Origin of the sequence: Mangrovihabitans endophyticus, from assembly GCF_014646155.1 — a bacterium.
Classification (GTDB): domain Bacteria; phylum Actinomycetota; class Actinomycetes; order Mycobacteriales; family Micromonosporaceae; genus Actinoplanes; species Actinoplanes endophyticus.
In genome coordinates this window covers 1-23,666 of sequence record NZ_BMMX01000018.1, presented here as the reverse complement: position 1 = coordinate 23,666, position 23,666 = coordinate 1, and the positions used below count along the sequence as shown (strand labels likewise).

The window sequence follows — 23,666 nt, the reverse complement described above, 5'->3', positions numbered from 1 at the left end:
GCATGGCATGGGAGCGCTCCCACCGCAATGACCCAGAAATTGTTCAGCAATTTTTCGTTAACAGAGCTGCCGTTTCCGCAGGTCAAAGCCGGTATCGATCGGGTGGCGGAGGAGCCGATACGCTTCCGCCGTGAACTCCAACGCGCCCGGCACGGGTGTCCCTGGCACGGTCGGCACCGGCACCGGCCCCGGCACCGGCACCGGCACCGGCACCGGCACCGGCCCCGGTCCCGGCCCCGCGGTGACGTTGCGCGCCGTCGCCGACGCCGACCTGGACGCGCTCTACGACCAGATGCGCGACCGGCAAGCCGTGTGGATGGCCGCCTTCACCGCCGACGACCCCGACGACCGGGCCGGCTTCGACGCCCACTTCGTCCGGTTGCGCACCTCGCCGTACGTGGTCCTGCGCGCCGTCGAAGCCGACGGCGTCCTGGCGGGCACCATCGCCAGCTTCGTCGTCGCGGGCGACACCGAGATCACTTACTGGATCGACCGCAAACAGTGGGGCCGCGGCGTCGCCAGCCGGGCCCTGGCGAGCTTCCTGCGGATGCAGACCGTCCGCCCGATGTACGCGCGGGCCGCCGCCGACAACCACGGCTCCCTGCGCGTGCTGCAGAAGGCCGGCTTCCGGATCATCGGGACGGAGACGCCGTACGCGAACGCGCGCGATGCCGTCATCGAGGAGACCCTGCTGCGATTGGACGGACAGGCGTGACGGTCGTCATGCTCCCATACCACCAGGACCGGCGGCTGCCCGCGGACATGCTGCCGTTACCGCCCGGCGCCGCCGCGGTCGTGCTGGACGCCGCTGGCGTGCTGTCCGCCGCCGGTGTGCCGGACGCCGCTGGGGTGCCGGATGCCGCTGGGGTGCCGGATGCCGCTGGGGTGCTGTCCGCCGCTGGGGTGCCGGATGCCGCTGGGGCGCCGGACGGCGACGCGCCCGGCGGGATGTGGCCGCGCCTGGCCGCGCTGAACTCGGCCGCCGCCGGCCAGGTCGCTGCCGCGGTGCGCGCCGGCGACCCAGTCACCGTGATCGGCGGTGACTGCCTGTTCGCCGCCGCCGCGCTCGCCGGCGCCCAGCGGGCCGGCCTGGACCCGGCGATCGTGTGGTTCGACGCGCACGGTGACGTGCACACCCGGGAGACCACCGAGTCCGGATACCTCGGCGGGCTCGCCCTGCGCCTGCTGCTCGGCGCGCATCCGGGCGACTGGGCACGCCCGATCGGGCTGCGTCCGATCGCCGAGGACCGCGCGACGCTGGTCGGCGCCCGCGACCTGGACGCGGCCGAGGAACGATATCTGGCCGCGTCGGCGGTACGCCGCTGCGGCGTGACCGCCCTCAACCCGGACGAGCTGCCGGCAGGCCCGCTGATCCTGCACGTCGACGTGGACGTGGTGGACAGCGCGGAGATGCCGGGACTGCTGTTCCCGGCGCCGGGCGGCCCGTCCACCGCCGAGGTGGTGCACGCGGTACGCCGAGTGCTGGCAAGCGGCCGGGTGGCGGTACTGAACGTGGCGTGCCCCTGGGGCCCGCCGGACGACCTGGGGGTGGAGCGCGTCCGGCGGGAATTGCTGACATCCCTGATGAAGGCGTGGCCGCGATCCTGAGATGGCCCGGCCGCCCGCGGCATGGGCCGCCGCCCCCTCGCCGACTGGTTACCCGGCTGGTGCTCGGCTGGCCGGCAACGGCCCGTCGGTCCCCGGCCGCCTGTCGGTGTTTCTCGGCTGCCCGTCGGTCCCCGACCGCCCTCAGTCGCTGGCTGCCCTCAGTCGCTGGCTGCCCTCACTGGCCGGCGACGAAGAAGCGGTAGACGGCGCGGTACGGCACGCCGGCCGTCGCGTCCGCCGCGCAGCCCCCGGCCGGAGCGATGCCGCCGACCGTGGACAGCCGCTGGATGTACGTCACCGCCCCGAACACTCCGGTGCCGCGGGTGAGCTTCTTGGTGACCAGGAGCTGCGGAATGCTGTTCGGCGTGTCCGACGGCGCCGACACCGGGCTCATGCCTTCGACCAGCGATCCGTCCTCGGCCGACTCCCAGCTCGGCCCGCGGAAGTGGATGGCGCTCACCTTCCGCACCGGCTGCACCGTGATGCCGGTCAGGTTCGCGGCTGGTTCGACAAGCGTCCACGCGCCGTCCGTACACCCGTACACCTGCACCCCACTGGCGGTGTAGACGGCGTTCACCACGTTCCCGGCCGGCGGCTTCAAGGTCTCCGGCACAGCCGGGACGCCACCCAGAAACGCGGCGGCGGCACGCTCCGCCGCGGTGCCGCTTGCCGCGGTGCCGGCCGGGCCGCTGGCTGCGGCGGCCTGCCGGGTACCGGCGGCCTTGCCGGCGACGTCGGCCGGGGTTTCGCCGGCGAACGACATGGTCGCGGACACGCCGACCAGCGTGAGCGCGAGTGCGCCCACCCCGGCTGAGATCCCAATGCGCTTACTCACGGTGTTCCTCCACAGTGGCCAGTGATTGCGGAATCACCGTAGGGCCTGGCGACCCGGGCCGCCTTAAGCCAGCCTGAAGTTCTGTGCAGGAATGACCTAAGTCGCCCATTTCTGGGTGGCCTGGGTCCAAGTCGTCCGGGTCTGGCGTCAGGGTCTGGCGTCAGGGCGCCGGGTAGAAGCGGGCCGGCATCTGATGGTGGCTGTGTCGTGCCGTTTCGCGGGCACGCAGGCGCAGCCGCATCAGCAGCGCGACGCCCAGGAAGACCAGCACCGCTCCGACGATCAAGCCTGGTCCCAGCAGGCTCGGCGCCCGACCGTTCTTGGCGGCCGGGTCGGCCGATAACTGGTCGCCGTCGGCCGGTCCGGCCGCGGCGCCGCCATCGGCGCCTGAGGATGCCGCCCCGCCGTCGCCGCCGATGCCCTCGGTCCCGTCCGGGTCCGGGCTGGGTGATTCCGTGCCGGGTGACTCCGGGCTGGGCGATTCCGCGCCGGGTGACTCCGCCGAGGCGCTGGGGGAGGGGCTCGGCGGATCCGTCTCGCCGCCGTCGCCCGTCACGCGGCTGGCCGCGGATGCCTCTTGCAGCAGCCGCCCGTCCGCGTCGAACGCCTGCGCCCGGAAGGACACCTGGCCCCGGGCGTCGTCGTCGAAGGCGAGCAGGTAGCGCGCCGAGACGGTGCGGCCGGGGCATAGCTGCCCCGGATCCAGTTGCACGTCGGTGATCAGTGCGGTGGTGCCGTCGGTCTGCGCGCGTACCGGGAAGGAGCCGTCCTGCTCGATCCGGTCGATCCTGATCTGGTTCAACCCGACGCCGTCCGCCGCTATCCCCAGCGACCAGCGGACCTTCTGGCATCGCTGATCCCGGTCGGTGGACACCACCACCGTGACCGTACGGGCGCCTGCGCCCGCGGTGAACGTCTGCGGCAGGCCCTGAATGGTCAGGTCGATGCCGTCCACCGCCGCGGCGGCGGGCGCCGCCAGACTCGGCGCGGTCACCGTCGCGACGAGTGCGGCAGAGAGCATTGTTGCGGTTGCGCGAATTCGCACTGCAATCGTCTCCTTACCCAGAGGCGTCAAAGGCGCCGAGGTGTCGGCAAGCCCGCACGACAAGTAGTTCGGGACGGCTCCGGGAAAGGTTCAGCGGGTGCGCCGGCTCACCCTCCCGCGTACCTTATTTTTGCCTTAAACACGGGTTTCTGACGCGTATCTGCGCAGCTCACGGCCCTGTCGGTCGGTGTGGCCGGAAGGCACCGCCAAATCGCGCGGTAAAAACTGCCCGATCGTTCATCCGCAGCAGCGCCCGGCACGTAATGGGGGGAGGGCACGGGAAGGCACGGCACATCGTGAGAAGGGCACGAACCGCCTCTCTTCCCGGTCCGCGAGTACGAGCACGGGGCGCCCCCCACGAGCGCCGACGTCCCACTGCCCGGGGGACGTTCCCGATGCGGAGAACGAGGAGTCATGGCCCGGACGAAGCTGAACCAACGATCCGCCAGTCGTGTGGAAGTGCCCATGGGCGCCACGGGTGGTCGCACCCCGCCGTCGAAGATGACGATGGCGCTGCTCGGGGTGTCGGTCATCTCGGCCCTGTGGGCGGCTGCGATGCTCACGCCGATCGGCCGGGTCGCGTACGTGTACATGTTCGCGTACATGGAGTTCTACATGGGCGTGCTGAGCCTGGTCTCGCTCTCGATCACGGTGATGATCGGCCTGGTCGCCACCGACCGGCTGGTCCTGTCGATCCGGCAGCGGGTGCTGCTGCAGTCCGCGCACCGCACCACCGGCGTGATCGCCGTCGCGGCCCTCGGCATCCACGTGTGGACCAAGTTCTCCATCGGCCACATCTCCCTGATCAACGTGGTCGTCCCGTTCAGCGCCGCCTACAACACCTTCTACGTCGGACTGGGCACCATCGCCGGACTGTCCATGGTCAGCGTTCTGTGGACGGGGCTGGTCCGGGCCCGTTTCGCCGGCCGCGGCAAGCCGTGGATGTGGCGCTCACTGCACAGCATCTCCTACCTGTCCTGGCCGATCGCCCTGGTGCACGGACTGTCGGCTGGCCGCGCGGCGGCCACCTGGGTCATCGTCAGCTACATCCTGTGCATCCTGTTCGTGCTTGTTGCCCTGGCCGTACGGCTGTCGGTCAGCCTGAACCGCAAGAAGGACTTCTCGTCCACGGCCAGCGGCTCCATCAAGCCGGTCGGCTCGCTGGTGCCCACCGCGGCCGGCGGGGCGCCCAAGCGCAAGCCCCGCGCCCGCGACACCGCCCCGGCCGAGCCGCGCGTGTCCGTCGGCGACGACGACCCGGCGGTGCAGACGTTCGCGCCGGCGGCCACCTCACGTCCGGTCAGCGCCCAGCCCGCGTCGCGCCCGGTCAGCGGTCCCGCGTCCCGCCCGGTCAGCGGTCCCGCGTCCCGCCCGGTCAGCGGCCGTCCGGGCCCGCGCCAGGTCAGCGCGCCCGCCGCGCCGGTCAGTGGCATGCCGGTCAGTGGCATGCCCGTCAGTGGCATGCCCGTCAGTGGTATGCCCGTCAGCGGTATGCCGATGAGTGGCATGCCGGCCGGCCCCTCCGCGTACGACGACCGGGCTCCCCGTCGCGGGCGCCGCGCCGCGGAGGACCGCTACGACGAGGTGACCCGGCCGATGTCACGCCGGGCGATGGAGCGCGCGGACCGTGACGACGCGCCGCGGGGTCGTCGCTATGCCGAGGACGACGAGCCGCGCAGCCGCCGGTACGCCGAGGACGACGTCGCGCCGCGGGGTCGTCGCTATGCCGAGGACGACGAGCCGCGCAGCCGCCGGTACGCCGACGACGATCGGTACGCCGACGACGATCGGTACGCCGACGACGATCGGTACGCCGACGACGACCGGTACGCCGACGATGATCGTTACCTTGAGGAGGAACCCCGGGGCCGCCGGTACGTCGAAGAGGAGCCCCGAGGGCGCCGCTACGCCGACCCTGGCATGCCGGAGCGCGGGCCGCGGCCGCCCCGCAGCAATGTTCCCGCGCCTCGCCGTGGCGACGGTGGCCGGCACAACCGCACCGAGTTCGTCGACCTCGCCGGACCTCAGGACCCCTGGGCGGACCGTGCCTCCGGGCGAGCCGACCCGAACTGGAGAGAATCCGACGAGACCCCGACCCTGGTCGACATGGCGTCCCGGCGAGCGATGAAGGCATCTCAGCAGGACACCAGCGGCCAGGGCGCGGGCCGCGGTGGGCGCCGCGGCTCCCGTACGCGTGGTGATGACCTGAGCGACGACCAGTACTGGCGTGTCCTGCGCGGCGAGGCGCAGTGATCTGGCGAGCAGCGGTCCGGCGAGAGGTGCAGCGAAGCGGAGTATGGAAATGAGCGCCAACAAGGTCCCCCCGGTCACCAGCATCGGCACCCCACGCATCACCGCGGGATTCGACGAGTTCGGCCGCCTCGACCTGGTCGCACACCAGGAGGTGCACGGCGGTTTCGCCGCGCTGTCCTCGGGGGAACTGGTCGGCCTGGCCGACCGCATCGAGCTGCGCGGCCGCGGCGGTGCCGGATTCCCGTTCGCCCGCAAGGTGCGTGCGGTGATCGACTCGTGCCGCCGCCAAGACCTGCCGCCGGTGATCGTCGTCAACGCGACCGAAGGCGAGCCGCCGTCCTGGAAGGACAAGGCGATCCTGACGCGTGGCCCGCACCTGATCCTCGACGGCGCCGCGCTGGCCGCCGCTGCCCTGGACGCCGAGGAGATCGTCATCGGGATCGCCGACGACGGCATCGGTCAGGCGTCCCTGGCCGCCGCGCTGGCGGAACGCCGGATGCCGGCGCCGACCCGGATCGTCACGGTCCCGCACCGCTTCATCTCCGGGGAGGGCGGCGCGCTGGTCCGCGGCATCAACGGGGAGGCGCACATTCCGCCCGGCCGCAAGGTCCGCTCCAGCGACAACGGCGTCGACGGGCTGCCGACTTTGCTGTCCAACGCCGAGACGTACTCGCAATTGGCCATCGCCGCCCGGCTCGGGCCGTGGGAGTACAACGCGGTCGGCATCCCGGAGGAACCGGGCACTGTGATGCTGACCGTGGGTGGCTCGGCCTCCGCACCCGCCGTGGTGGAATGCCCCACCGGCACACCGCTGATGGACATCCTCACCATGTGCGGAGCGGACATCGGGCCGGGCATCCTGGTCGGCGGATATCACGGCAAATGGATGACCGCGGAGGCCGCGGAGACGGTCACCATCTCCCGCAAGGGGTTTGCCGCCGCGGGTGCGACGCTCGGCGCCGGCATGATCATCCCGATCGGATCCAAGACCTGCCCGATCGGCGAGGTCGCCCAGGTCACCCAGTACCTGGCGGGCGAGTCCGCCGGTCAGTGCGGCCCATGCCGGCTCGGCCTGCCAGACCTTGCGCGCGCCGTCACCCTCGTCGCCCTCGGCGGCAGCGGGCTGCAGAACGTCCGCGCGGCTGCCGGTGTGGTCAAGGGCCGCGGTGCCTGCAGCCACCCGGACGGAACCTCCCGGTTCGCCCTGTCCGCGCTGGAGGTGTTCGCCGCCGACGTCGAGGCGCACGCCAACGGTGAGGGGTGTGGCAAGCCCGTCCAAGGGCTGCTTCCGCTGCCCTACCACGCCGACCAGGGTGCCCGGAAGCTGGCACTGGACTGGTCTCGATGCGACGGTCACGGACTGTGCTCCGCGGTGGCACCGGAGATCATCCGGTTGGATGCCAACGGGTTCCCGGCCTTCCCGCAGACCCCGCTGCCGCCGTGGCTGGAGAACGGCGCGCGCAAGGCGGTGAACGTCTGCCCGGCGCTGGCGCTGCGGCTCACCGAGGCGACCCGGTGAACGTACGGCGGCTGGGTCTGACCGTTGCCGCGCTGCTGCTCATGCCGGCAGCCGGCTGCGGCGCCGCAACCGATCGGGGTTCTGCCGATCGGGGTTCTGCCGCCGGTCGTGTCGCGGCGTCGGAGACTCTCGCCTTTGCCGGAACCACCGTGGACGGCGCTCCCTTCGACGCGCGAACCATGGCGGGTAAGCCGGCGCTGTTGTGGTTCTGGGCGCCGTGGTGTGCCACCTGCGCCGCCCAGTCCGGGTCCGTGACGGCCGTGCACGACGAGTACCGCGGCCGTCTCGGTGTCCTCGGCATCGCCGGGCTGGGCGACAACCGGGCGATGCGGGAGTTCATCTCCGATATGGAGGTGGGCAGTGTGACGAACCTGGACGACTCCGCCGGCTCCCTGTGGCGGCGGTTCCGGATCACCGAACAGAGCACGTACGTGCTGCTCGACCGCACCGGCCATGTGGTCTCCACCTCCTATCTGGACGATCAAGAGCTGCGTGCCGAGCTGACGCGGCTGCTCGCCTGACCCGCCGTCGTCACCCCGCCGTCGTCACCTCGGCAGATGGCTTCCGTGATCGCGGTGCGCCGCACCGAACTCCACCGCCTCCCGCATCACATCGGACCAGGACAACGGCGACTGCGGGGACAAGCTCAGCCATTGCCGCATGGGCGAGCCCCGGCCGGCGTCGTAGTGCGTGCCGTGACCGGCGGCCACCAAAGCGTCCACGCGGGCTGCGGGCAGACGCACCGCGAGCTGGCCCTGCGTCAGCATCGCGACAATGCGTCCGTGCCGCCGTAGGGCCTGGCCGCCGAAACGTCGGCCGCCGGCCGGTAGCGACACGCCGTCGGCGGCGGTCAGCTCAGCCGCCACCGCGTCGAATCGTTCCGCAGGCGTCATGTCACGCAGCCTTGCTCATGGACGCGCATCGCACAGTCCCCGAACGAGTGGCGTCGTCCCGCCGCCGGTCACCCGTCATCCCGCACCGTTCTGATCCATGAGGCGGATCGTGCCACCGGGGTCCGACAGTTTTCCGGCGAGGCTTCGCGTTCCCGGTCGCCGTCGGTGGCGCGGCCGTTGAGAGGTCGTCCGGCGATGAGGCCGTCCCGGATGAGGTCGGCCGGGCTGAGGTCGGCCGGGCTGAGGCCGCTCAGCGAGGGAGAGGCATGCCGTTTCGTGATCGAGGCCGAGCGGCGGTTCATCGCCGTCCAGGGCCTGCCCTCTGCGGTACGCGCGAGGCGCGGACCTCCGCTGACCCACGCGGTGCGCGACGACACGTTCGCGGTGACCACGACGTACGTGCCGCTGCCGACCGCCTGACCGGACGCTCCGAGTTATCCACAGGGGAGCGACTCGGCACACATTCCGTCGTACACCTGTTCCAAGATGGGCGCGTGCTGCAGAACATCCGAGAGCTCGCAACGGCGACTGCGAAGGTCGCCGCCGCTCCACTCTGGTCCATGCCGGACGAGCAACTGATCGAGGCGCTCAACATCGCTCACCGGCTGGAGCAGTCCGCGGCCGCGCTCACCGCCCACATCGTCCACCAGATCGACGCCCGGGGAATTGCGGCCCGCGACGGGTATCGCGGCACCGCGAGCTGGCTGCGCGACACCTTACGCCTGGACCCGCACGCGGCGCGAAATCTGGCAGCGCTCGCGGCCGGGCTGCAGCGCCATCGCGACGTGGACCGGGCGTTCAGCGCCGGGCAGGTGCACGACCGTCAAGCGATGGCGATCATCGAAGCGGTGGACGCGCTGCCCGACGTCGCCGGTGTGCCGGCCGTGGACGCCGCCGAATCCGCCATGGTCGAGTGGTCCACCGACTTGGCGCCGTCGCCACTGCGCCGCCTGGGGGAGCACATTCTGGAATACGTCGCGCCGGACAGGGCCTGCGAAGCCGCCGAGGAAACGTTGCGCCGGCAGGAGGAACGTGCTCGCCGCCGTCGTGGCCTGTCGTGGCGTCCGCCGGTCGACGGGCTGGTCCGCGTCTTCGGTCACCTTACCGTCGAGGACGCGGCCGTGCTGCGCGCGGCGGTGGACCCGATGACCGCCCCGCGGCGCGACGGCACCCCCACCTCCGAGACCGAGGCGTCTGCCGGCGCCCAGGAGGCTGCCGGCCCGGCACCTTCTCCGGTACGGGAGATGCGCAGTCCCGCGCAACGCCGCGCGGACGCCTTGACCGAGATCTGTCGCCAGGCTTTGCGCCGCGGTGACCTGCCCGAGTCCGGTGGCGAGCCGCCGCAGATTGCGGTCACCATGCGCTACGACCCGCTGGCCCGCGCCGTCAGCCGGGCGCGGCTGGACACCGGCGAGTCGCTGAGCGCCCGAACGGCCCGACGCCTGGCCTGCGACGCGCGCATCGTGCCGATGGTCCTGGGCGGCGCCGGCCAGGTCCTCGACGCGGGACGCAGCCGACGGCTGGTCACCGGAGCGCTGCGCCGGGCCCTGGTCGTCCGTGACCAGGGCTGCGCGTTCCCCGGCTGCGATCGTCCACCACGGTGGTGTGACGGGCACCACATCCGGCACTGGGTCGACGGCGGCCGTACGGACCTGGACAACCTGGTGCTGTTGTGTCCGCACCACCATCGGCTGATCCACGACGGGGACTGGGAGATCCAGCGCGGCGCGGACGGTCAACCCGACTTCATCCCGCCGCGTCGCATCGACCGTGCGCAGCGTCCCCGCCGCAACGTGTTCCACGCGCGCACATAGCCGGCCCGGACCGCAACGAGCCGCCCGGTCCGGCCGCCCGGTCCGGCCGCCCGGTCCGGCCGCCCGGTCCGGCCCGCGCGGCCGGCCGGACGCAGGGCCGGGCCGGATTCGTCAGTCGCGCGTCAGGCCGGCGCGGCGCAACGCGTCGGCCATCGCGCCGCCGTTGAACGAGCCGCCGCCCTGCCGTGGCTGCCGGCGTTGCTGGCCGCGTTGCTGGCCGCCTTGTTGGCCGCCTTGTTGGCGGTCGTCGCCGCCGCTTCGGCCGCCGCCGCCGCCGCCGCGGCCGTCACCGCCGCCGCGGCTCTGCCGTCCGCCGCCGGGTCGGCCTGCGCCGTCCGGCCGTCCGCCGTCGCGTCCCTGGCGTGGCTTGTCCTCCAGGCGCATGGTCAGCGAGATCCGTTTGCGAGCCTCGTCGATGTCCAGGACACGCACCTTGACGACGTCGCCAGATTTGACCACGTCGCGCGGATCCTGCACGAACCGGTCCGCCAGCGCCGACACGTGCACCAGGCCGTCCTGGTGCACGCCGATGTCCACGAACGCGCCGAACGCCGCCACGTTCGTGACCACGCCTTCCAGCACCATGCCCGGCTTGAGGTCGGCGATCTTCTCGACGCCCTCGGCGAACGTCGCCGTGGTGAACGCCGGCCTCGGGTCGCGGCCCGGCTTGTCCAACTCCCGCAGGATGTCGGTGACCGTCGGCAAGCCGACGGACCCGGTGACGTACCGTTCCGGCTTCAGCGCCCGCAGCAGCGGGCTGTTGCCGATCACGGACTTCAGGTCGGTACCCGCGTCCGCCAGGATGGTGCGCACCACCGGATATGACTCGGGGTGCACGGCCGACCCGTCGAGCGGATCATCGCCGTCGGAGATCCGCAGGAAGCCCGCGCACTGCTCGAATGCCTTCGGGCCGAGGCGCGGCACGTCCCGCAGCGCCGTCCGCGAACGGAACGGGCCGTTCGCGTCCCGGTGCAACACGATGTTCTCGGCCAGGCCGGCGCCGATCCCGGACACGCGGGTGAGCAGGGGAGCGGACGCGGTGTTGACGTCCACGCCCACCGCGTTCACGCAGTCCTCCACCACCGCGTCCAGCGAACGGGACAGCTTCATCTCGGACAGGTCGTGCTGGTACTGCCCGACGCCGATCGACCGAGGGTCGATCTTCACCAGCTCGGCGAGCGGATCCTGCAGGCGCCGGGCTATAGAGACTGCGCCGCGCAACGACACGTCCATGCCGGGCAGTTCCTGCGACGCGTACGCGGAGGCGGAGTACACCGACGCGCCCGCCTCGGACACCATGACCTTGGTCAGCGACAGCTCCGGGTGCCGTTTGATCAGGTCGCCGGCCAGCTTGTCGGTCTCCCGCGAGGCCGTGCCGTTGCCGATGGCGACCAGGTCGACGCCGTGCTTCGCCGCCAGCGCGGCCAGTTTGTGCACGGCCTCGTCCCAGCGGTTCTGCGGCACATGCGGGTAGATCGTGTCGGTCGCCACGCACTTGCCGGTGGCGTCGACGACGGCGACCTTCACTCCGGTGCGGAAGCCGGGGTCCAGGCCCATGGTGGCGCGCGCGCCGGCCGGTGCGGCGAGCAGCAGATCCCGCAGGTTGGCGGCGAACACGCGCACGGCCTCCTCCTCGGCTGCCTGCCACAGCCGGACCCGCAGGTCGGCGCCGAGGTGAATGAGGATCCGGGTGCGCCAGGCCCACCGCACGGTGTCGTTCAGCCACCGGTCGCCGGGCCGTCCCTGGTCGGCCACGCCGAACCGGGCCGCGATGCGCGCCTGGTAGTAGCCGGTCTCCGGGTCCTCGTCGGGTGCCATGGTCAGGTCGAGCGCTTCCTCCTTCTCGCCCCGGAACATCGCCAGGATGCGGTGCGACGGCAGCTTGGTGAAGGGCTCGGCGAAGTCGAAGTAGTCGGAGAACTTGGCGCCGTCGTCCTGTTTGCCGTCGCGGACATGCGAGGAGAGCCGGCCGCGCTTCCACATCTGCTCGCGCAGTTCGCCGATCAGGTCGGCGTCCTCGGCGAAGCGTTCCACCAGGATCGCGCGGGCCCCGTCCAGCGCGGCCGCCGCGTCCGCCACTGCGGCGTCCGGGTTGACGAAGGCCGCCGCCTCGGCGCGCGGATCCCGGTTCGGGTCGCCGAGCAGCAGGTCCGCCAGCGGCTCCAGACCCGCTTCGCGGGCGATCTGGGCCCTGGTGCGGCGCTTGGGCTTGTAGGGCAGATAGATGTCTTCGAGGCGGGCCTTGGAGTCGGCCGCCATGATCTGCGCTTCCAGCTCCGGTTCCAGCTTGCCCTGCCCGCGGATCGACTCGAGCACGGCAGCTCGCCGGTCTTCCAGTTCGCGCAAGTATCCGAGCCGTTCCTCCAGCGTGCGCAGTTGCTGGTCGTCGAGGGTGCCGGTGACCTCCTTGCGGTAGCGGGCGATGAAGGGCACCGTGGCGCCGCCGTCGAGCAGCTCCACCGCTGCGGTCACCTGCCGCTCGCGGACCCCGAGCTCCTCGGCGATGCGCTGATGAATCGTGGTCGTCACGGCAGCGATTGTGTCCCAGCGACGGCCCGGTTGTCGCGCCGCCCCGCGCAACCATCTCGACAATCGAGCGATATGAATGCGCCCGGGTGGTGCCGTACCGTCGGGGGAGGGAACGATCCGCGTCGCCACCTGCGGCGCCGTGTGACGTACCTAGAGACAGGGCGGTCCGCTGCTGGCAGTCTGTTCTCATGACGCTAGCTGTCCGGGCGGTCTCCGCCACCGACCAGGGCCTCGTGCGCGCCAACAACGAGGATTCCGCGTTTGTCGGGGCCCGGCTGCTCGTCGTCGCCGACGGCATGGGTGGTCTGCCCGCGGGCGAGTTGGCCAGCGACATCCTCGTCCGGGCGCTGACGGTGGTCGACGACATGCCGGACACCGGCGAGCCGTTGCAGGACCTGCTGGCGGCGTTGCGCAGCGCGAACGAGCAGATCGAGGCGGCCGTGGCGGACGACGACGCCCGCGACGGGATGGGTTCCACGGTGACCGCGCTGTTGCTGTCCGGCGACCGCGCCGCGGCGGTGAACATCGGGGATTCGCGTTGCTACCTGCTGCGCGAGGCGCGGATGACCCAGTTGACCCGCGACGACACGTACGTGCAGGCGCTTGTCGACCAGGGGGTGCTGACCGCGGCGGACGCCCGCCGGCACCCGCAGCGTGCGCTGGTGACGCAAGCGGTGCAGGGCGGGCCGCTGCGTCCCACCGGACGCATGATCGATCTGCGGGCGGGTGATCGTCTGCTGCTGTGCAGCGACGGGCTCTCCGACTACGTGGAGGACGCGGTGATCGAGGAGACGTTGCGCGACACGCCGGACGCGGGGGAGTGCGCCGCGCGGCTGATCGCCCGCACGCTGGACGCGGGCGCCCCGGACAACGTCACGGTGATCGTGGCGGATGTCCGAGGCGCCCAGGGATGACGAGGACCGGGCCTCAGCTTGAGTACCGCAGCCAGACCGCACCCAGCGGGGGCACCCGCAGCGCCGCCGAGGCGCTCATGCCGTGCCATTCGATCTCCTCGGCGTGCACCTCGCCGAGGTTGCCCACGCCCGAGCCGCCGTAGAGCTCGCTGTCGGTGTTGATCACCTCGTGCCAGACGCCCGGCCGGGGCAGGCCGATCCGGTAGCCCTCATGCGGCACCGCCGCGAAGTTGACCACGCAGGCCAGGGCGTCGCCGTTGGGGGCGAACCGCAGGAACGAGAACGTGTTGTGCTGGGAGTCCTCGGAGCTGATCCAGCGGAAGCCGCTGGGCTCGGTGTCCTGGGTCCAGATCGCCGGGGTGTCGCGGTAGATATGGTTCAGGTCGCGGATCAGGCGCTGGATGCCGCCGCCTTCGCGTTCGTCGGCGGTCAGGTCCCAGCCCAGGCCGCGCCCCTCGTTCCATTCCCGTTCGTCGCCGGTTTCGCCGCCCATGAACACCAACTGTTTGCCGGTGAACGCCCACATGAAACCGAGCAGGGCCCGCGTGTTCGCCAGCTTCTGCCACCGGTCGCCGGGCATCTTGCCGGTCAGGGAGCCCTTGCCGTGCACCACCTCGTCGTGGCTGATCGGCAGGATGTAGTTCTCGCTCCACGCGTAGACGGTGGCGAAGGTCATCTGGTGGTGGTGCCACTGACGGTAGATCGGCTCCTTGACCATGTAGGACAAGGTGTCGTTCATCCAGCCCATGTTCCATTTGAACCCGAAGCCCAGGCCGCCCAGGTGGGTGGGACGGGTGACGCCCGGCCATGCGGTGGACTCCTCGGCGATGGTCATCACGCCGGGGTGGTGCTTGTAGACGGTCGCGTTCATCTCCTGCAGGAAGCTGATCGCGTCCAGGTTCTCCCGGCCGCCGTACTGGTTCGGCGTCCACTCGCCGTCCTTGCGGGAGTAGTCCAGGTACAGCATCGAGGCGACCGCGTCCACGCGCAGGCCGTCGGCGTGGAACTCCTCGCACCAGTAGAGCGCGTTGGCGACCAGGAAGTTGCGCACCTCGCGGCGGCCGAAGTCGAACACGTACGTGCCCCAGTCGGGCTGTTCGCCGCGCCGCCAGTCGCCGTGCTCGTAGAGCGGCGTGCCGTCGAAACGGGCGAGTGCCCACTCGTCCTTGGGGAAGTGCGCCGGCACCCAGTCCAGGATCACCCCGATGCCGGCCTGGTGCAGCGTGTCCACCAGGTGCCGGAACTCATCCGGAGTGCCGAACCGCGCGGTCGGCGCGAAATAGCCGGTGACCTGGTAACCCCAGGACCCGCCGAACGGATGCTCCATCACCGGCATCAGCTCGACGTGGGTGAAACCCATCTCGGTGACGTACGCGGTGAGCTGGTCGGCCAGCTCGGTGTACGACAGGCCGGGCCGCCACGAGCCGAGGTGCACCTCGTACACGCTCATCGGTTCCCGGTACGCCTGCTGGGCGGCGCGCTGCGTCATCCAGTCGCCGTCGCGCCACTCGTACGTGGAGTCGAAGACGACCGACGCGGTGGCCGGCGGCACCTCGGTGTGCTGGGCCAGCGGGTCGGCGTGCTCGCGCCACACCCCGTCACGGCCCAGGATCTTGAACTTGTACTTGGTGCCCACGTGCGCGCCGGGCAGGTAGATCTCCCAGACCCCGCTGCTGCCCAGCGAACGCATCGGCCAGCCGTCGTACGGCCCCCAGCCGGTGGTGTCGCCGATCAGCTGCACGCCGCGGGCGCTGGGCGCCCACACCGCGAACGCCACGCCGGACCCCTTGGGCTGCGCGCCGAGCACCCGCCACAACCGTTCGTGCCGGCCCTCGGCGATCAGGTGCAGGTCGAGCTCGCCCAGGGTGGGCAGGTGCCGGTACGGGTCGTCGCTTTCCACACCGTCCACGTCGAGCCGGTAGTCCAGCACCCCGCCGGGCAACTCGGCGGCGAAGATGCCTCCGTCGTGCACCTTGGTCATGGCGACGCGTTCGCCGCCGTGCACGACGCTGACCTCCTTGGCGCCGCGCCGCAGGGTGCGCACCACGGTGCGTTCGCCGTGCGGGTGCGCGCCGAGCACGGCGTGCGGGTCGTGCGTGTCGCCCGCGACCACGCTGTCCATCGCCCGATGGTCGGCGGCCAGGGGTGAGGTGGTATGCCCGATCATCCGTGTCTCCTCAGGGTGTCAGCCGACGAGGCGGGCGATGGACCGCAGCGGGATCCGCAGCCAGCCCGGCCGGTGCCGTGCTTCGTACGCGGCCTCGTAGACCGCCTTGTCGAGTTCGTACGCGGCGAGCAGGGCCGCGAATTCGCGCGGGTCGGTGCCGGACGCCTCGGCGTACCCGTCGCAGAACGCGGCCCGGTTGCGGTCCACCCATTCGCGGGCCCGCGCGGCCAGATGCTCGTCGTCCTGCTGGTCGACCAGCAACTGGTAGGCGGCGTACTCGTAGGACCGCAGCACGCCCGCCACGTCGCGCAGCGGGGAGTCGGGCGTGCGCCGTTCCTCCAGCGGCTGGCCCGGCTCGCCCTCGAAGTCGATCAGCAACCAGTTGTACGGGCTGCGCAGCACCTGACCCAGGTGCAGGTCGCCGTGTACCCGCTGGACGACCACCTGCTCGCCGGTGAGCTTGCGGAACCGGTCCTCCACGGCCGGCACGTACGGCGCCAGGTCCGGCACCGCGGCGGCGGCCGACGCGAGCCGGGCCAGGACCGCGTCCACCGGAAACGGCGCCGGTCCGGAACCGAGCTGCTCGGCCAGGGTGGCGTGCACCGACGCGACCGCCTCGCCCAGACGATGCGACTCGCCGGCGAAGTCACCGCCCACCTGGTCGGCGCGCATCTCCGCGTCGGCGAACAGGTCGCGGGCGCTGGCGGTGGCCATCGCCCAGCCCTCGGCCGAGTTCGCGGCGTACTGCGTGACCATGCCCAGCGGGCACGGCTGCCCGGCCTCGGTCGTCTCGAACGAACCCATCAGCCGGGCCACGTTCTCATTGCCTGCCCGGCCCAGCACCCGGTTCAGTTCGATGTCCGGGTTGATGCCGCACTCCACCCGGCGGAAGATCTTGAGGATGGCGTCCTGTTCGAAGATGACGCTGGTGTTGCTCTGCTCGGCGTCGAACACCCGCGGCGCGGAGTCGAGCGGGAACTCCACGCCCGGCTCCGGCTGGAAGGCGATGTCGCCCAGCACCTGCCCGGAGGCCATCAGCGACAGCAGGAAGCGGGCCGCCTCCGGGTCGTACAGCGCGTCGTACCCGGTGCGGTCGCCGGAAGTGCCGATGGTGGCCACCGTGCTGTACTCGGAGATCGGGCCGGAGTCCCAGGCGACCACCACCTGGTAGCGCTCCGCGCTGCCGTCGGTGTACGAGGCGTCCAGCAGCACCAGGTCGAGGTTGTCCCGCAGCGGCGTCGTGGACGCCTCCCGCACGGACTCCAGGGTGCGGCTGCGGCCCGCGTACCAGCGTTGCTGGGGCAGCCAGTCGTCGTACGGCAGCGTCATTGCTTCTCCTCCGACCCGCACAGCTGGAACCAGTAGAAACCGTGCCCCGGCAGGGTCAGCAGGTACGGGAGCTGACCGATGCGCGGGAAGTTCACGTGCCCGGTCAGTTCGACCGGGGTGTACCCGTTCCAGTGCTGCAGGTTCAGCTCGATCGGCTGCGGGAAACGGGACAGGTTGTTCACGCAGAGCACCACGTCGTTGTCGCTCTCGCGCAGGAACGCCAGGATGGCCGGGTTGGAGCCGCCCAGCTCGCGGAACGTGCCCACGGCGAACGCCTCGTGCCGGCGCCGCACGGCCAGCATGGTGCGCGTCCAGTTGAGCAGCGAGGTGGAGTTGTCCCGCTGCGCCTCCACGTTCACCGACTGGTAGCCGTACAGCGGATCCTGGTTGGCCGGTAGGTAGAGCCGGCCGGGGTTGGCGGTGGAGAATCCGGCGTTGCGGTCCGGGGTCCACTGCATCGGGGTGCGCACGCCGTCGCGGTCACCGAGCCAGATGTTGTCGCCCATGCCGATCTCGTCGCCGTAGTACAGCACCGGCGATCCGGGCAGCGACAGCAGCAGCGCGGTGAACAGTTCGATCTGGTTGCGGTCGTTCTCCAGCAGCGGCGCCAGCCGGCGGCGGATGCCGACGTTCGCCTTCATCCGCGGATCCTTGGCGTACTCCGCGTACATGTAGTCGCGTTCCTCGTCGGTCACCATTTCGAGCGTCAGCTCGTCGTGGTTGCGCAGGAAGATGCCCCACTGGCAGTTGGCCGGTATCGGCGGCGTCTGCGCCATGATCTCCGAGATCGGGAAGCGGGACTCGCGCCGCACCGCCATGAAGATGCGCGGCATCAGCGGGAAGTGGAACGCCATGTGGCACTCGTCGCCGCCGCTGTCCGGGTCGCCGAAGTACTCCACCACGTCGGCCGGCCACTGGTTCGCCTCGGCCAGCAGCACCCGGCCGGGGAACTCGTCGTCGATCACCTTGCGGCAGTGCTTGAGGAACTCGTGGGTCTCCGGCAGGTTCTCGCCGTTGGTGCCCTCCCGCTCGTACAGGTACGGCACGGCGTCCAGCCGGAAACCGTCGATGCCCAGATCCAGCCAGAAGCGCAGGACGTCGAGCATGGCCTCCTGCACGGCCGGGTTGTCGTAGTTGAGGTCCGGCTGGTGGGAGAAGAACCGGTGCCAGAAGAACTGCCGGCGCACCGGGTCGAACGTCCAGTTCGACTCCTCGGTGTCCACGAAGATGACCCGCGCCTCGGAATAGCGCTCGGCGGTGTCGCTCCACACGTAGAAGTCGCCGTACGGCCCGTCCGGGTCGCGCCGCGACTCCTGGAACCAGGCGTGCTGGTCCGACGTGTGGTTCATGACCAGGTCGGTGATCACCCGGATGCCCCGCCGGTGCGCGGCGTCCAGCAGCGCGACGAAGTCCTCCACCGTGCCGAACTCGGGCAGCACCCGGTAGAAGTCGCGGATGTCGTAGCCGCCGTCACGCAGCGGCGAGTCGTAGAACGGCGGCAGCCAGAGGCAGTCCACCCCGAGCCACTGCAGGTAATCCAGGCGCTCGATCAGCCCGCGCAGGTCCCCGGAGCCATCCGAGCTGGAGTCGTAGAAGGCCCGGACCAGCACCTCGTAGAAGACCGCGCGCTGGAACCAGGTCCGGTCCGCGGGCAACGTCCGGGCATGTCCGAAGTCGTCCGCCGTGGGGTGTTCGACCACCCCGTCCTCGACGTGGCTGCCTTCGGTGGGGTCGTGCTCAGGCGTCGGGTCTACGTCGCTCGTCAGGTCCATCGGTCTCCCACCTACCCCAGCCGCGGGTTGTTGAATCGGTTGCCGCCCGCCCTTCGCCATCGAAGGTCAGCGCCCCGGCGCCGTGTGATCGCGCCGTGCGAATCCAGTCTTGCGGGGCCGCGCCCCGGCCGTCAGTTCTTCCGCAGAACGAACACGTGCGCCGGTTCCACGTACGGGTCGATGCGGACCGCGTTGTGCTGACCCCACTCGTACGTGGCCCCGGTGATCTGGTCGGTCACGGTGAACCGCTCGTGCCAGTCCAGGCCCAGCGCCGGCATGTCCAGGGTGGTGTTCCCCCACTGCACGTTGGCCGGGTCGAACGAGCAGATCACCAGCACCGTGTTGCCGGTGTCCGGGTCCCGCTTCGACCAGCACAGCAGCGCGTCGTTGTCGATGCCGTGGAACTCGGTGTTGCGCAGCCAGTGCAGCGCCGGGTTCGCCTGCCGGATCTCGTTGAGCCGGGTGATGTAGGGCGCCAGGGACCGCCCGGAACGCTCGGCGGCGGCCCAGTCGCGCGGCTTCAGCTCGTATTTCTCGTTGTCGACGTACTCCTCGGAGCCGGGCCGCGGCACGTGCTCGAACAGCTCCAGTCCCGAATACATGCCCCAGGACGGCGAAAGCATGCTTGCCAGCACCGTCCGGATCTTGAACATCGGCGGGCCGCCGTGCTGCAGGTGCTCCGGCAGGATGTCCGGGGTGTTCGGCCAGAAGTTCGGCCGCATCCAGTCGATCGACTGCTTGAGCTGCTGCACGTACTCGCGCATCTCCCAGGCGGTGGTGCGCCAGGTGAAGTACGTGTACGACTGGGTGAAGCCGATCTTGCCGAGCCCGTTCATCATGGCCGGCCGGTGGAACGCCTCGGCCAGGAAGAGCACGTCCGGCTCGACCGCCTTCACCTTGCCGATCAGCCACTGCCAGAAGTTCAGCGTCTTGGTGTGCGGATTGTCCACCCGGAAGATCTTGACGCCCTGCTCGACCCAGTGCAGGACGATGCGCAGCACCTCTTCGCGCAGCCCGATCGGGTCGTTGTCGAAGTTGATCGGGTAGATGTCCTGGTATTTCTTCGGTGGATTCTCCGCGTACGCGATCGAGCCGTCGGCGCGGGTGGTGAACCACTCCGGGTGTTCGGTGACCCACGGATGGTCCGGCGCCGCCTGCAACGCCAGGTCCATGGCGACTTCCAGGCCGTGCTCGCCGGCGGTGCGGATGAACGCGCGGAAGTCCTCCAGCGTGCCCAGTTGCGGGTGGATCGCGTCGTGGCCGCCCTCATCCGCGCCGATCGCCCACGGCGACCCGACGTCCTCCGGGCGGGCCACCAGCGTGTTGTTGCGGCCCTTGCGGTTGATCCGGCCGATCGGGTGGATCGGCGGAAGGTAGAGCACGTCGAAGCCCATCGCCGCGACCGCCGGGATGCGCCGCGCGGCGGTAGCGAACGTGCCGTGCTCGACCGGCGTGGCGTCCGCGTCGATCCGGGCGCCCTCGGAGCGCGGGAAGAACTCGTACCACGCGGAGAACAACGCCCGCTTGCGGTCCACCCACAGCGAATACGACCGGGTGCTGGTCACCAGCAGCCGCACCGGATGCTCCCAGAGCAGCATCTCCAGGTCCAGCGCGGGGGAGACCCGGGAGAACAGCGAGCGCTGGTCGTCGCGCAGCGCGGCGGCGGCGGCGCGCACCCGCTCCTCGTCCGGCGCCGGCACGATCTTCGCGGCCAGGTCCAGCACCTCGGCGCCCTCGGCCAGGTCGTTGGCCAGATCCTCCGGGCCCTGCCCGGCGCCGATCTTCTTCACCACCGCATAGCGCCAGGTCTGGTACGGGTCGTCGAACGCCTCGACGGTGAACGTCCACCGGCCCACCGCGTCCGGACGGATCACCGTGTGCCACTGGTCCAGTCCCGGCTCGCCGGGTCGCATCCGGGTGAACGGCCGGGTCTGCCCGTCCGGGCCGCGCCACACCACGTTGACCCCGAGCGCGTTGTGGCCTTCCCGGTAGGAGACCGCGGCGACCGGCACCAGCTCACCGACCACCGCCTTGGCCGGGTAACGGCCACAGGACACCGAGGGCGTCACGTCTTCGACGGGAAAGCGACCGGTCATGATCTCCACCGTAGTCTTCCGGGCGTGGGCAGGCGGCGTGGACGGGCTCTGCGACCGGGTCAAAGGCGCCGCTGAAGAAAGACATCTCCGTAAACCGGCGTCCGCAAACGGTCGCGCACCGATGCTTTCAACCTACCGGAGGCCCGTCCCGCCGACTCGCCGCACCCGCGAGGAAGCGTCGAGTTCATCACCGCGCACAGCCACGCCACCCTTGCTCGGCGTTGTCGGCTGGTTGCCGTCGGTTGCCATCGTGGCGAGGCTGCTCATCCCGCCGCGCGCGCGTCCGACCGGTGAGCGTGACGACGCCCGCGCGCGAGCCGTGCCGGGACGAAGCAGCGCCGTCCCACCGGGCGCGCCGAGACGAAGGGAGACAGCCGTGGCCGGACCGTCCGTCGCGCTGTCACCGCTCATCGCCGCCAGCGCGCACTGGCTGACCCGCGCCTATCCGCCCGCCGCCAGCGACAGCACTTCCCTCATGCTCGTCGAGATGCAGGCTCGGCAGGCGGTGACCGCCGCCGCGTGGCTGCGGTACCCCACCGACACCGACGCGGCGCTGGTCGGCATCGCCGGGCCGGGTGGCTCCGCGCTGCTGGACTGGCGGGCGGGCAGCGAGCCGGATCCCGAGGACGCCGCGGAAGGCTGGCGCACCTGGGTGGACGAGGTGGTGGTGAGCTGGGCGGCGTGCCTGCTGGCCGACCCCGCGCTGGCCCGGCGCGCGGTGGACTCGGTGGCGGCGGCGATCCCGGACGGCGCACGGCCACGCCCCTATCCACGGCAACCGGAGCAGCGGCAGCCGGAGCAGCGGCAGCCGGAGCGGGACCGGGAGTCCGCGGGCCGGCGCGGCGCGCGCGAGCTGACCGCCGACTTCCGTCGGCTGATCGAGCCTGCGCAGGGCGACCGGGACGCCGCCGCGCTGCTGCGTCACCCCGATCTGCTGGAGCCGGTGGCCGGCATGCACCGCGCCGATCTGTTGTACCTGCTCGGCACGGTCGGCGCCTGACCCCGCCGGCCCGCGGTGGGGTGGGGCCATGCCGCCGGCCCGCGGTGGTGGGGCCGTGCCGCCGGCCCGCGGTGGGGTGGGGCCGTGCCGCCGGCCCGGCCTCAGGCCAGCCGGGCGGGGAAGCCGCCGGTGGCCACCGGCCCCCAGCTCTCGATGGTCACCCGGATCAGGGACTTGCCCTGGTCGCGCATGGCCTGCCGGTACTCGTCCCAGTCCGGATGCTCGCCGGAGATCACCCGGAAGTACTCCACCAGCGGCTCCAGCGATTCGGGCATGTCGAGCACCTGCGCCACCCCGTCCACCTGCACCCAGGGCCCGCTCCACTCGTCGGAGAGCACGCAGACGCTGACCTGCGGGTTGCGGCGGATGTTGGTGACCTTGGCGCGTTCCGGATAGGTGGAGATGACGATGCGGCCCTGCTCGTCCACCCCGCACGTGTTGGGTGAGGACTGCGGGCGGCCGTCCGCACGCGTGGTCATCAGAATGGCGCGGTGCCGGGGCCGCAGAAACTCGACCAGGTCGGCGCGGTCGACGCGGTTGGCGGTGGCGATGGTGCGCGGCACGGTTTCTCCTCGGATCGGGCGTGATCGGACCTGGGGCGCGCGGGGCCCGGGGCGCGCTGGGGCCTGGGGGCGCGCTGGGGCCTGGGGGTGCGCTGGGATCTGGGGCGCGCGGGGTTTCAGGAAGCCGGGTGCCCGGCCGGCACCTCGACCGGGCCGGGCGCGGCGCCGGCCTGCTCGGCGGCCACCGCCGCGCCGATGATGCCGGCGTTGTTCAGCAGCGCCGCCGGCACGAACGGGGTGCGCACGTCGATCAGCGGGAAATACCGGTCGGCCTTCTTGCTGACCCCGCCGCCGATGACGAACAGCCGGGGCGACAGCAGCATCTCCACATGCCGCAGATAGTCCTGCACCCGGCCGGCCCACTTCTCCCAGCTCATGTCCTCGGCCTCGCGGACCCGGTCGGAGGCGTGCAGCTCCGCGTCCGCGCCGTGCAACTCCACGTGGCCCAGCTCGGTGTTCGGGATGAGCGTACCGTCCAGGAAGAGAGCGCTGCCGATCCCGGTGCCGAAGGTCAGCATCATGGTCAGCCCCGGCTGGTCCTTGCCCGCGCCGAAGGCCACCTCGGCCACGCCGGCGGCGTCGGCGTCGTTGAGCACCGACACGGGCGCGCCGAGGCGTTCGGCGAACAGTTGCGCCGCGGGCGCGTCGATCCACGACTTGTCCACGTTCGCGGCGGTCCGGGTCACCCCGTCGACGACGACGCCCGGAAAGGTGATGCCGACGCGTTCGAAGCCGGGGAAGCGCTCGGCCACCTGCGCCACCGCCTCGACGACACTCGTCACGTCCGAGGGTTGCGGGGTGGGCACCCGATGCCGTTCGTCGAGGAGTTCACCCCGGACGGTGTCGACCGGGGCGCCCTTCACTCCCGAGCCGCCGATGTCGATGCCGAGGATGGCCATCAGTGTGTCCGTTCTTCCAGTCGAATGCTGCCTCTGCTGTTTACCACCCGGGCGGTCCCTCGAATCGCCGCCGTCACCGATGGTGGGCGCGCTCGGCGGCCCTCGCCGAGGATCTTCCGGGCGATACCGGGCTGGGGACGTCGGTGCCGGAACCGTACTCATCCTTTCGTACTAGTCAGGACTCGGCTTCTCGGGTAGCGTCACACCATCTGAACGGTCGCCGCGCGCGGGCACGGCTCTCTGCCCGCATGATGGAGGACCCAGCCATGAACACTGTGCTGTCCGACTCGGCCGCCGACCTGCTGGCCGCCGCTGCCGCCGCCCCCGCCGGCACCCCGGGACGCGCCCGGGCACGGGACCGGGCCATTGAGGCGTGGTTGCCGTTGGCGCGGCATCTGGCGCATCGGTATTCGGGGCGTGGTGAGCCGAC

19 protein-coding genes and 1 pseudogene are annotated in these 23,666 nt (G+C 71.2%); 10 read left to right on the top strand and 10 right to left on the bottom strand.

Annotated features, from left to right (window positions below; all coding sequences use genetic code 11):
* Positions 1 to 130 precede the first annotated feature (130 nt).
* On the top strand, positions 131 to 715 hold the full coding sequence (locus IEY73_RS19350) for a GNAT family N-acetyltransferase (protein ID WP_229715967.1): 585 nt from the start codon (positions 131 to 133) through the stop codon (positions 713 to 715).
* Entirely contained in the window at positions 712 to 1,608 is an 897-nt protein-coding gene (locus IEY73_RS19345) for an arginase family protein (RefSeq protein ID WP_189080657.1), read from the top strand. Before IEY73_RS19350 ends, IEY73_RS19345 begins: the two co-directional genes overlap by 4 nt.
* Positions 1,609 to 1,783: 175 nt before the next feature.
* Here the strand turns inward: IEY73_RS19345 and IEY73_RS19340 are convergent, their stop codons facing one another.
* On the bottom strand, positions 1,784 to 2,443 hold the full coding sequence (locus IEY73_RS19340) for a DUF3455 domain-containing protein (RefSeq protein WP_189080656.1): 660 nt from the start codon (positions 2,441 to 2,443) through the stop codon (positions 1,784 to 1,786).
* A gap of 160 nt (positions 2,444 to 2,603) precedes the next feature.
* On the bottom strand, positions 2,604 to 3,488 hold the full coding sequence (locus tag IEY73_RS19335) for a hypothetical protein (RefSeq protein WP_189080655.1): 885 nt from the start codon (positions 3,486 to 3,488) through the stop codon (positions 2,604 to 2,606).
* Positions 3,489 to 3,902: 414 nt separating this feature from the next.
* Here IEY73_RS19335 and IEY73_RS19330 point away from each other — a divergent pair, with 414 nt between their 5' ends.
* The 3 genes from IEY73_RS19330 to IEY73_RS19320 are packed head-to-tail and all read left to right on the top strand — an operon-like array spanning position 3,903 to position 7,781.
* Entirely contained in the window at positions 3,903 to 5,741 is a 1,839-nt protein-coding gene (locus IEY73_RS19330; protein WP_189080654.1) for a ferric reductase-like transmembrane domain-containing protein, read from the top strand.
* 49 nt (positions 5,742 to 5,790) lie between these two features.
* Positions 5,791 to 7,260, top strand: a complete 1,470-nt coding sequence (locus IEY73_RS19325; RefSeq protein WP_189080653.1) for an NADH-quinone oxidoreductase subunit NuoF family protein — start codon at positions 5,791 to 5,793, stop codon at positions 7,258 to 7,260.
* Positions 7,257 to 7,781, top strand: coding sequence for a redoxin domain-containing protein (locus IEY73_RS19320; RefSeq protein WP_229715966.1), 525 nt, complete (start codon positions 7,257 to 7,259; stop codon positions 7,779 to 7,781). The genes IEY73_RS19325 and IEY73_RS19320 overlap by 4 nt, the downstream gene beginning before the upstream one ends.
* A 24-nt stretch (positions 7,782 to 7,805) precedes the next feature.
* Here the strand turns inward: IEY73_RS19320 and IEY73_RS33675 are convergent, their stop codons facing one another.
* Positions 7,806 to 8,153: a TfoX/Sxy family protein gene (locus IEY73_RS33675; RefSeq protein WP_229715965.1), complete on the bottom strand. Its 348-nt coding sequence runs from the start codon at positions 8,151 to 8,153 to the stop codon at positions 7,806 to 7,808.
* A 276-nt stretch (positions 8,154 to 8,429) separates the two neighbouring features.
* Here IEY73_RS33675 and IEY73_RS19310 point away from each other — a divergent pair, with 276 nt between their 5' ends.
* Positions 8,430 to 8,573 (top strand): hypothetical protein, encoded by a 144-nt coding sequence (locus IEY73_RS19310; RefSeq protein ID WP_189080652.1) that lies wholly within the window; start codon positions 8,430 to 8,432, stop codon positions 8,571 to 8,573.
* A 74-nt stretch (positions 8,574 to 8,647) separates the two neighbouring features.
* A complete protein-coding gene (locus IEY73_RS19305) occupies positions 8,648 to 9,967 on the top strand; it encodes an HNH endonuclease signature motif containing protein (RefSeq protein ID WP_229715964.1) in 1,320 nt (439 codons plus the stop codon).
* Positions 9,968 to 10,078: 111 nt separating this feature from the next.
* Here IEY73_RS19305 and IEY73_RS19300 read toward each other — a convergent pair whose 3' ends face one another.
* Positions 10,079 to 12,496 carry a Tex family protein gene (locus IEY73_RS19300; protein WP_189080651.1) on the bottom strand — a complete coding sequence of 806 codons (2,418 nt, stop codon included), beginning with the start codon at positions 12,494 to 12,496 and terminating at the stop codon, positions 10,079 to 10,081.
* 188 nt (positions 12,497 to 12,684) lie between these two features.
* Here IEY73_RS19300 and IEY73_RS19295 point away from each other — a divergent pair, with 188 nt between their 5' ends.
* Positions 12,685 to 13,410, top strand: a complete 726-nt coding sequence (locus tag IEY73_RS19295; protein ID WP_189080650.1) for a PP2C family protein-serine/threonine phosphatase — start codon at positions 12,685 to 12,687, stop codon at positions 13,408 to 13,410.
* A gap of 13 nt (positions 13,411 to 13,423) precedes the next feature.
* On the opposite strand, the gene glgB is transcribed toward IEY73_RS19295, so the two are convergent.
* The 4 genes from glgB to IEY73_RS19275 all read right to left on the bottom strand — a co-directional run bounded on the left by glgB (position 13,424) and on the right by IEY73_RS19275 (position 20,774).
* Positions 13,424 to 15,577, bottom strand: a complete 2,154-nt coding sequence (gene glgB / locus IEY73_RS19290) for a 1,4-alpha-glucan branching protein GlgB (RefSeq protein WP_229715963.1) — start codon at positions 15,575 to 15,577, stop codon at positions 13,424 to 13,426.
* 18 nt (positions 15,578 to 15,595) lie between these two features.
* Entirely contained in the window at positions 15,596 to 16,906 is a 1,311-nt protein-coding gene (locus IEY73_RS19285) for a maltokinase N-terminal cap-like domain-containing protein (protein WP_189080649.1), read from the bottom strand.
* Entirely contained in the window at positions 16,903 to 18,678 is a 1,776-nt protein-coding gene (treS, locus tag IEY73_RS19280) for a maltose alpha-D-glucosyltransferase (protein WP_189080648.1), read from the bottom strand. The genes IEY73_RS19285 and treS overlap by 4 nt, the downstream gene beginning before the upstream one ends.
* A gap of 131 nt (positions 18,679 to 18,809) precedes the next feature.
* Positions 18,810 to 20,774, bottom strand: coding sequence for an alpha-1,4-glucan--maltose-1-phosphate maltosyltransferase (locus IEY73_RS19275; RefSeq protein ID WP_189080647.1), 1,965 nt, complete (start codon positions 20,772 to 20,774; stop codon positions 18,810 to 18,812).
* A gap of 376 nt (positions 20,775 to 21,150) precedes the next feature.
* On the opposite strand from IEY73_RS19275, the gene IEY73_RS19270 reads away from it, so the two are divergent.
* The gene (locus tag IEY73_RS19270) at positions 21,151 to 21,774 is read left to right on the top strand and encodes a hypothetical protein (protein WP_189080646.1); all 624 of its coding nucleotides are present in this window, start codon (positions 21,151 to 21,153) and stop codon (positions 21,772 to 21,774) included.
* Positions 21,775 to 21,875: 101 nt separating this feature from the next.
* Here IEY73_RS19270 and IEY73_RS19265 read toward each other — a convergent pair whose 3' ends face one another.
* Positions 21,876 to 22,337 carry a PPOX class F420-dependent oxidoreductase gene (locus IEY73_RS19265; protein WP_189080645.1) on the bottom strand — a complete coding sequence of 154 codons (462 nt, stop codon included), beginning with the start codon at positions 22,335 to 22,337 and terminating at the stop codon, positions 21,876 to 21,878.
* A gap of 116 nt (positions 22,338 to 22,453) precedes the next feature.
* On the bottom strand, positions 22,454 to 23,236 hold the full coding sequence (gene ppgK / locus IEY73_RS19260; RefSeq protein ID WP_189080644.1) for a polyphosphate--glucose phosphotransferase: 783 nt from the start codon (positions 23,234 to 23,236) through the stop codon (positions 22,454 to 22,456).
* Positions 23,237 to 23,484: 248 nt separating this feature from the next.
* On the opposite strand from ppgK, the pseudogene IEY73_RS19255 reads away from it, so the two are divergent.
* Positions 23,485 to 23,666 (top strand): annotated as a pseudogene (locus IEY73_RS19255) (RNA polymerase sigma factor SigF); the annotation flags it as partial.

Excerpts from the sequence above, each read along its gene's own strand:
- ppgK (WP_189080644.1), bottom strand. The coding sequence starts at position 23,236 with ATGGCCATCCTCGGCATCGACATCGGCGGCTCGGGAGTGAAGGGCGCC.
- IEY73_RS19285 (WP_189080649.1), bottom strand. The coding sequence starts at position 16,906 with ATGACGCTGCCGTACGACGACTGGCTGCCCCAGCAACGCTGGTACGCG.
- IEY73_RS19325 (WP_189080653.1), top strand. The coding sequence starts at position 5,791 with ATGAGCGCCAACAAGGTCCCCCCGGTCACCAGCATCGGCACCCCACGC.
- IEY73_RS19295 (WP_189080650.1), top strand. The coding sequence starts at position 12,685 with ATGACGCTAGCTGTCCGGGCGGTCTCCGCCACCGACCAGGGCCTCGTG.
- IEY73_RS33675 (WP_229715965.1), bottom strand. The coding sequence starts at position 8,153 with ATGACGCCTGCGGAACGATTCGACGCGGTGGCGGCTGAGCTGACCGCC.
- IEY73_RS19275 (WP_189080647.1), bottom strand. The coding sequence starts at position 20,774 with ATGACCGGTCGCTTTCCCGTCGAAGACGTGACGCCCTCGGTGTCCTGT.
- treS (WP_189080648.1), bottom strand. The coding sequence starts at position 18,678 with ATGGACCTGACGAGCGACGTAGACCCGACGCCTGAGCACGACCCCACC.
- IEY73_RS19330 (WP_189080654.1), top strand. The coding sequence starts at position 3,903 with ATGGCCCGGACGAAGCTGAACCAACGATCCGCCAGTCGTGTGGAAGTG.
- glgB (WP_229715963.1), bottom strand. The coding sequence starts at position 15,577 with ATGATCGGGCATACCACCTCACCCCTGGCCGCCGACCATCGGGCGATG.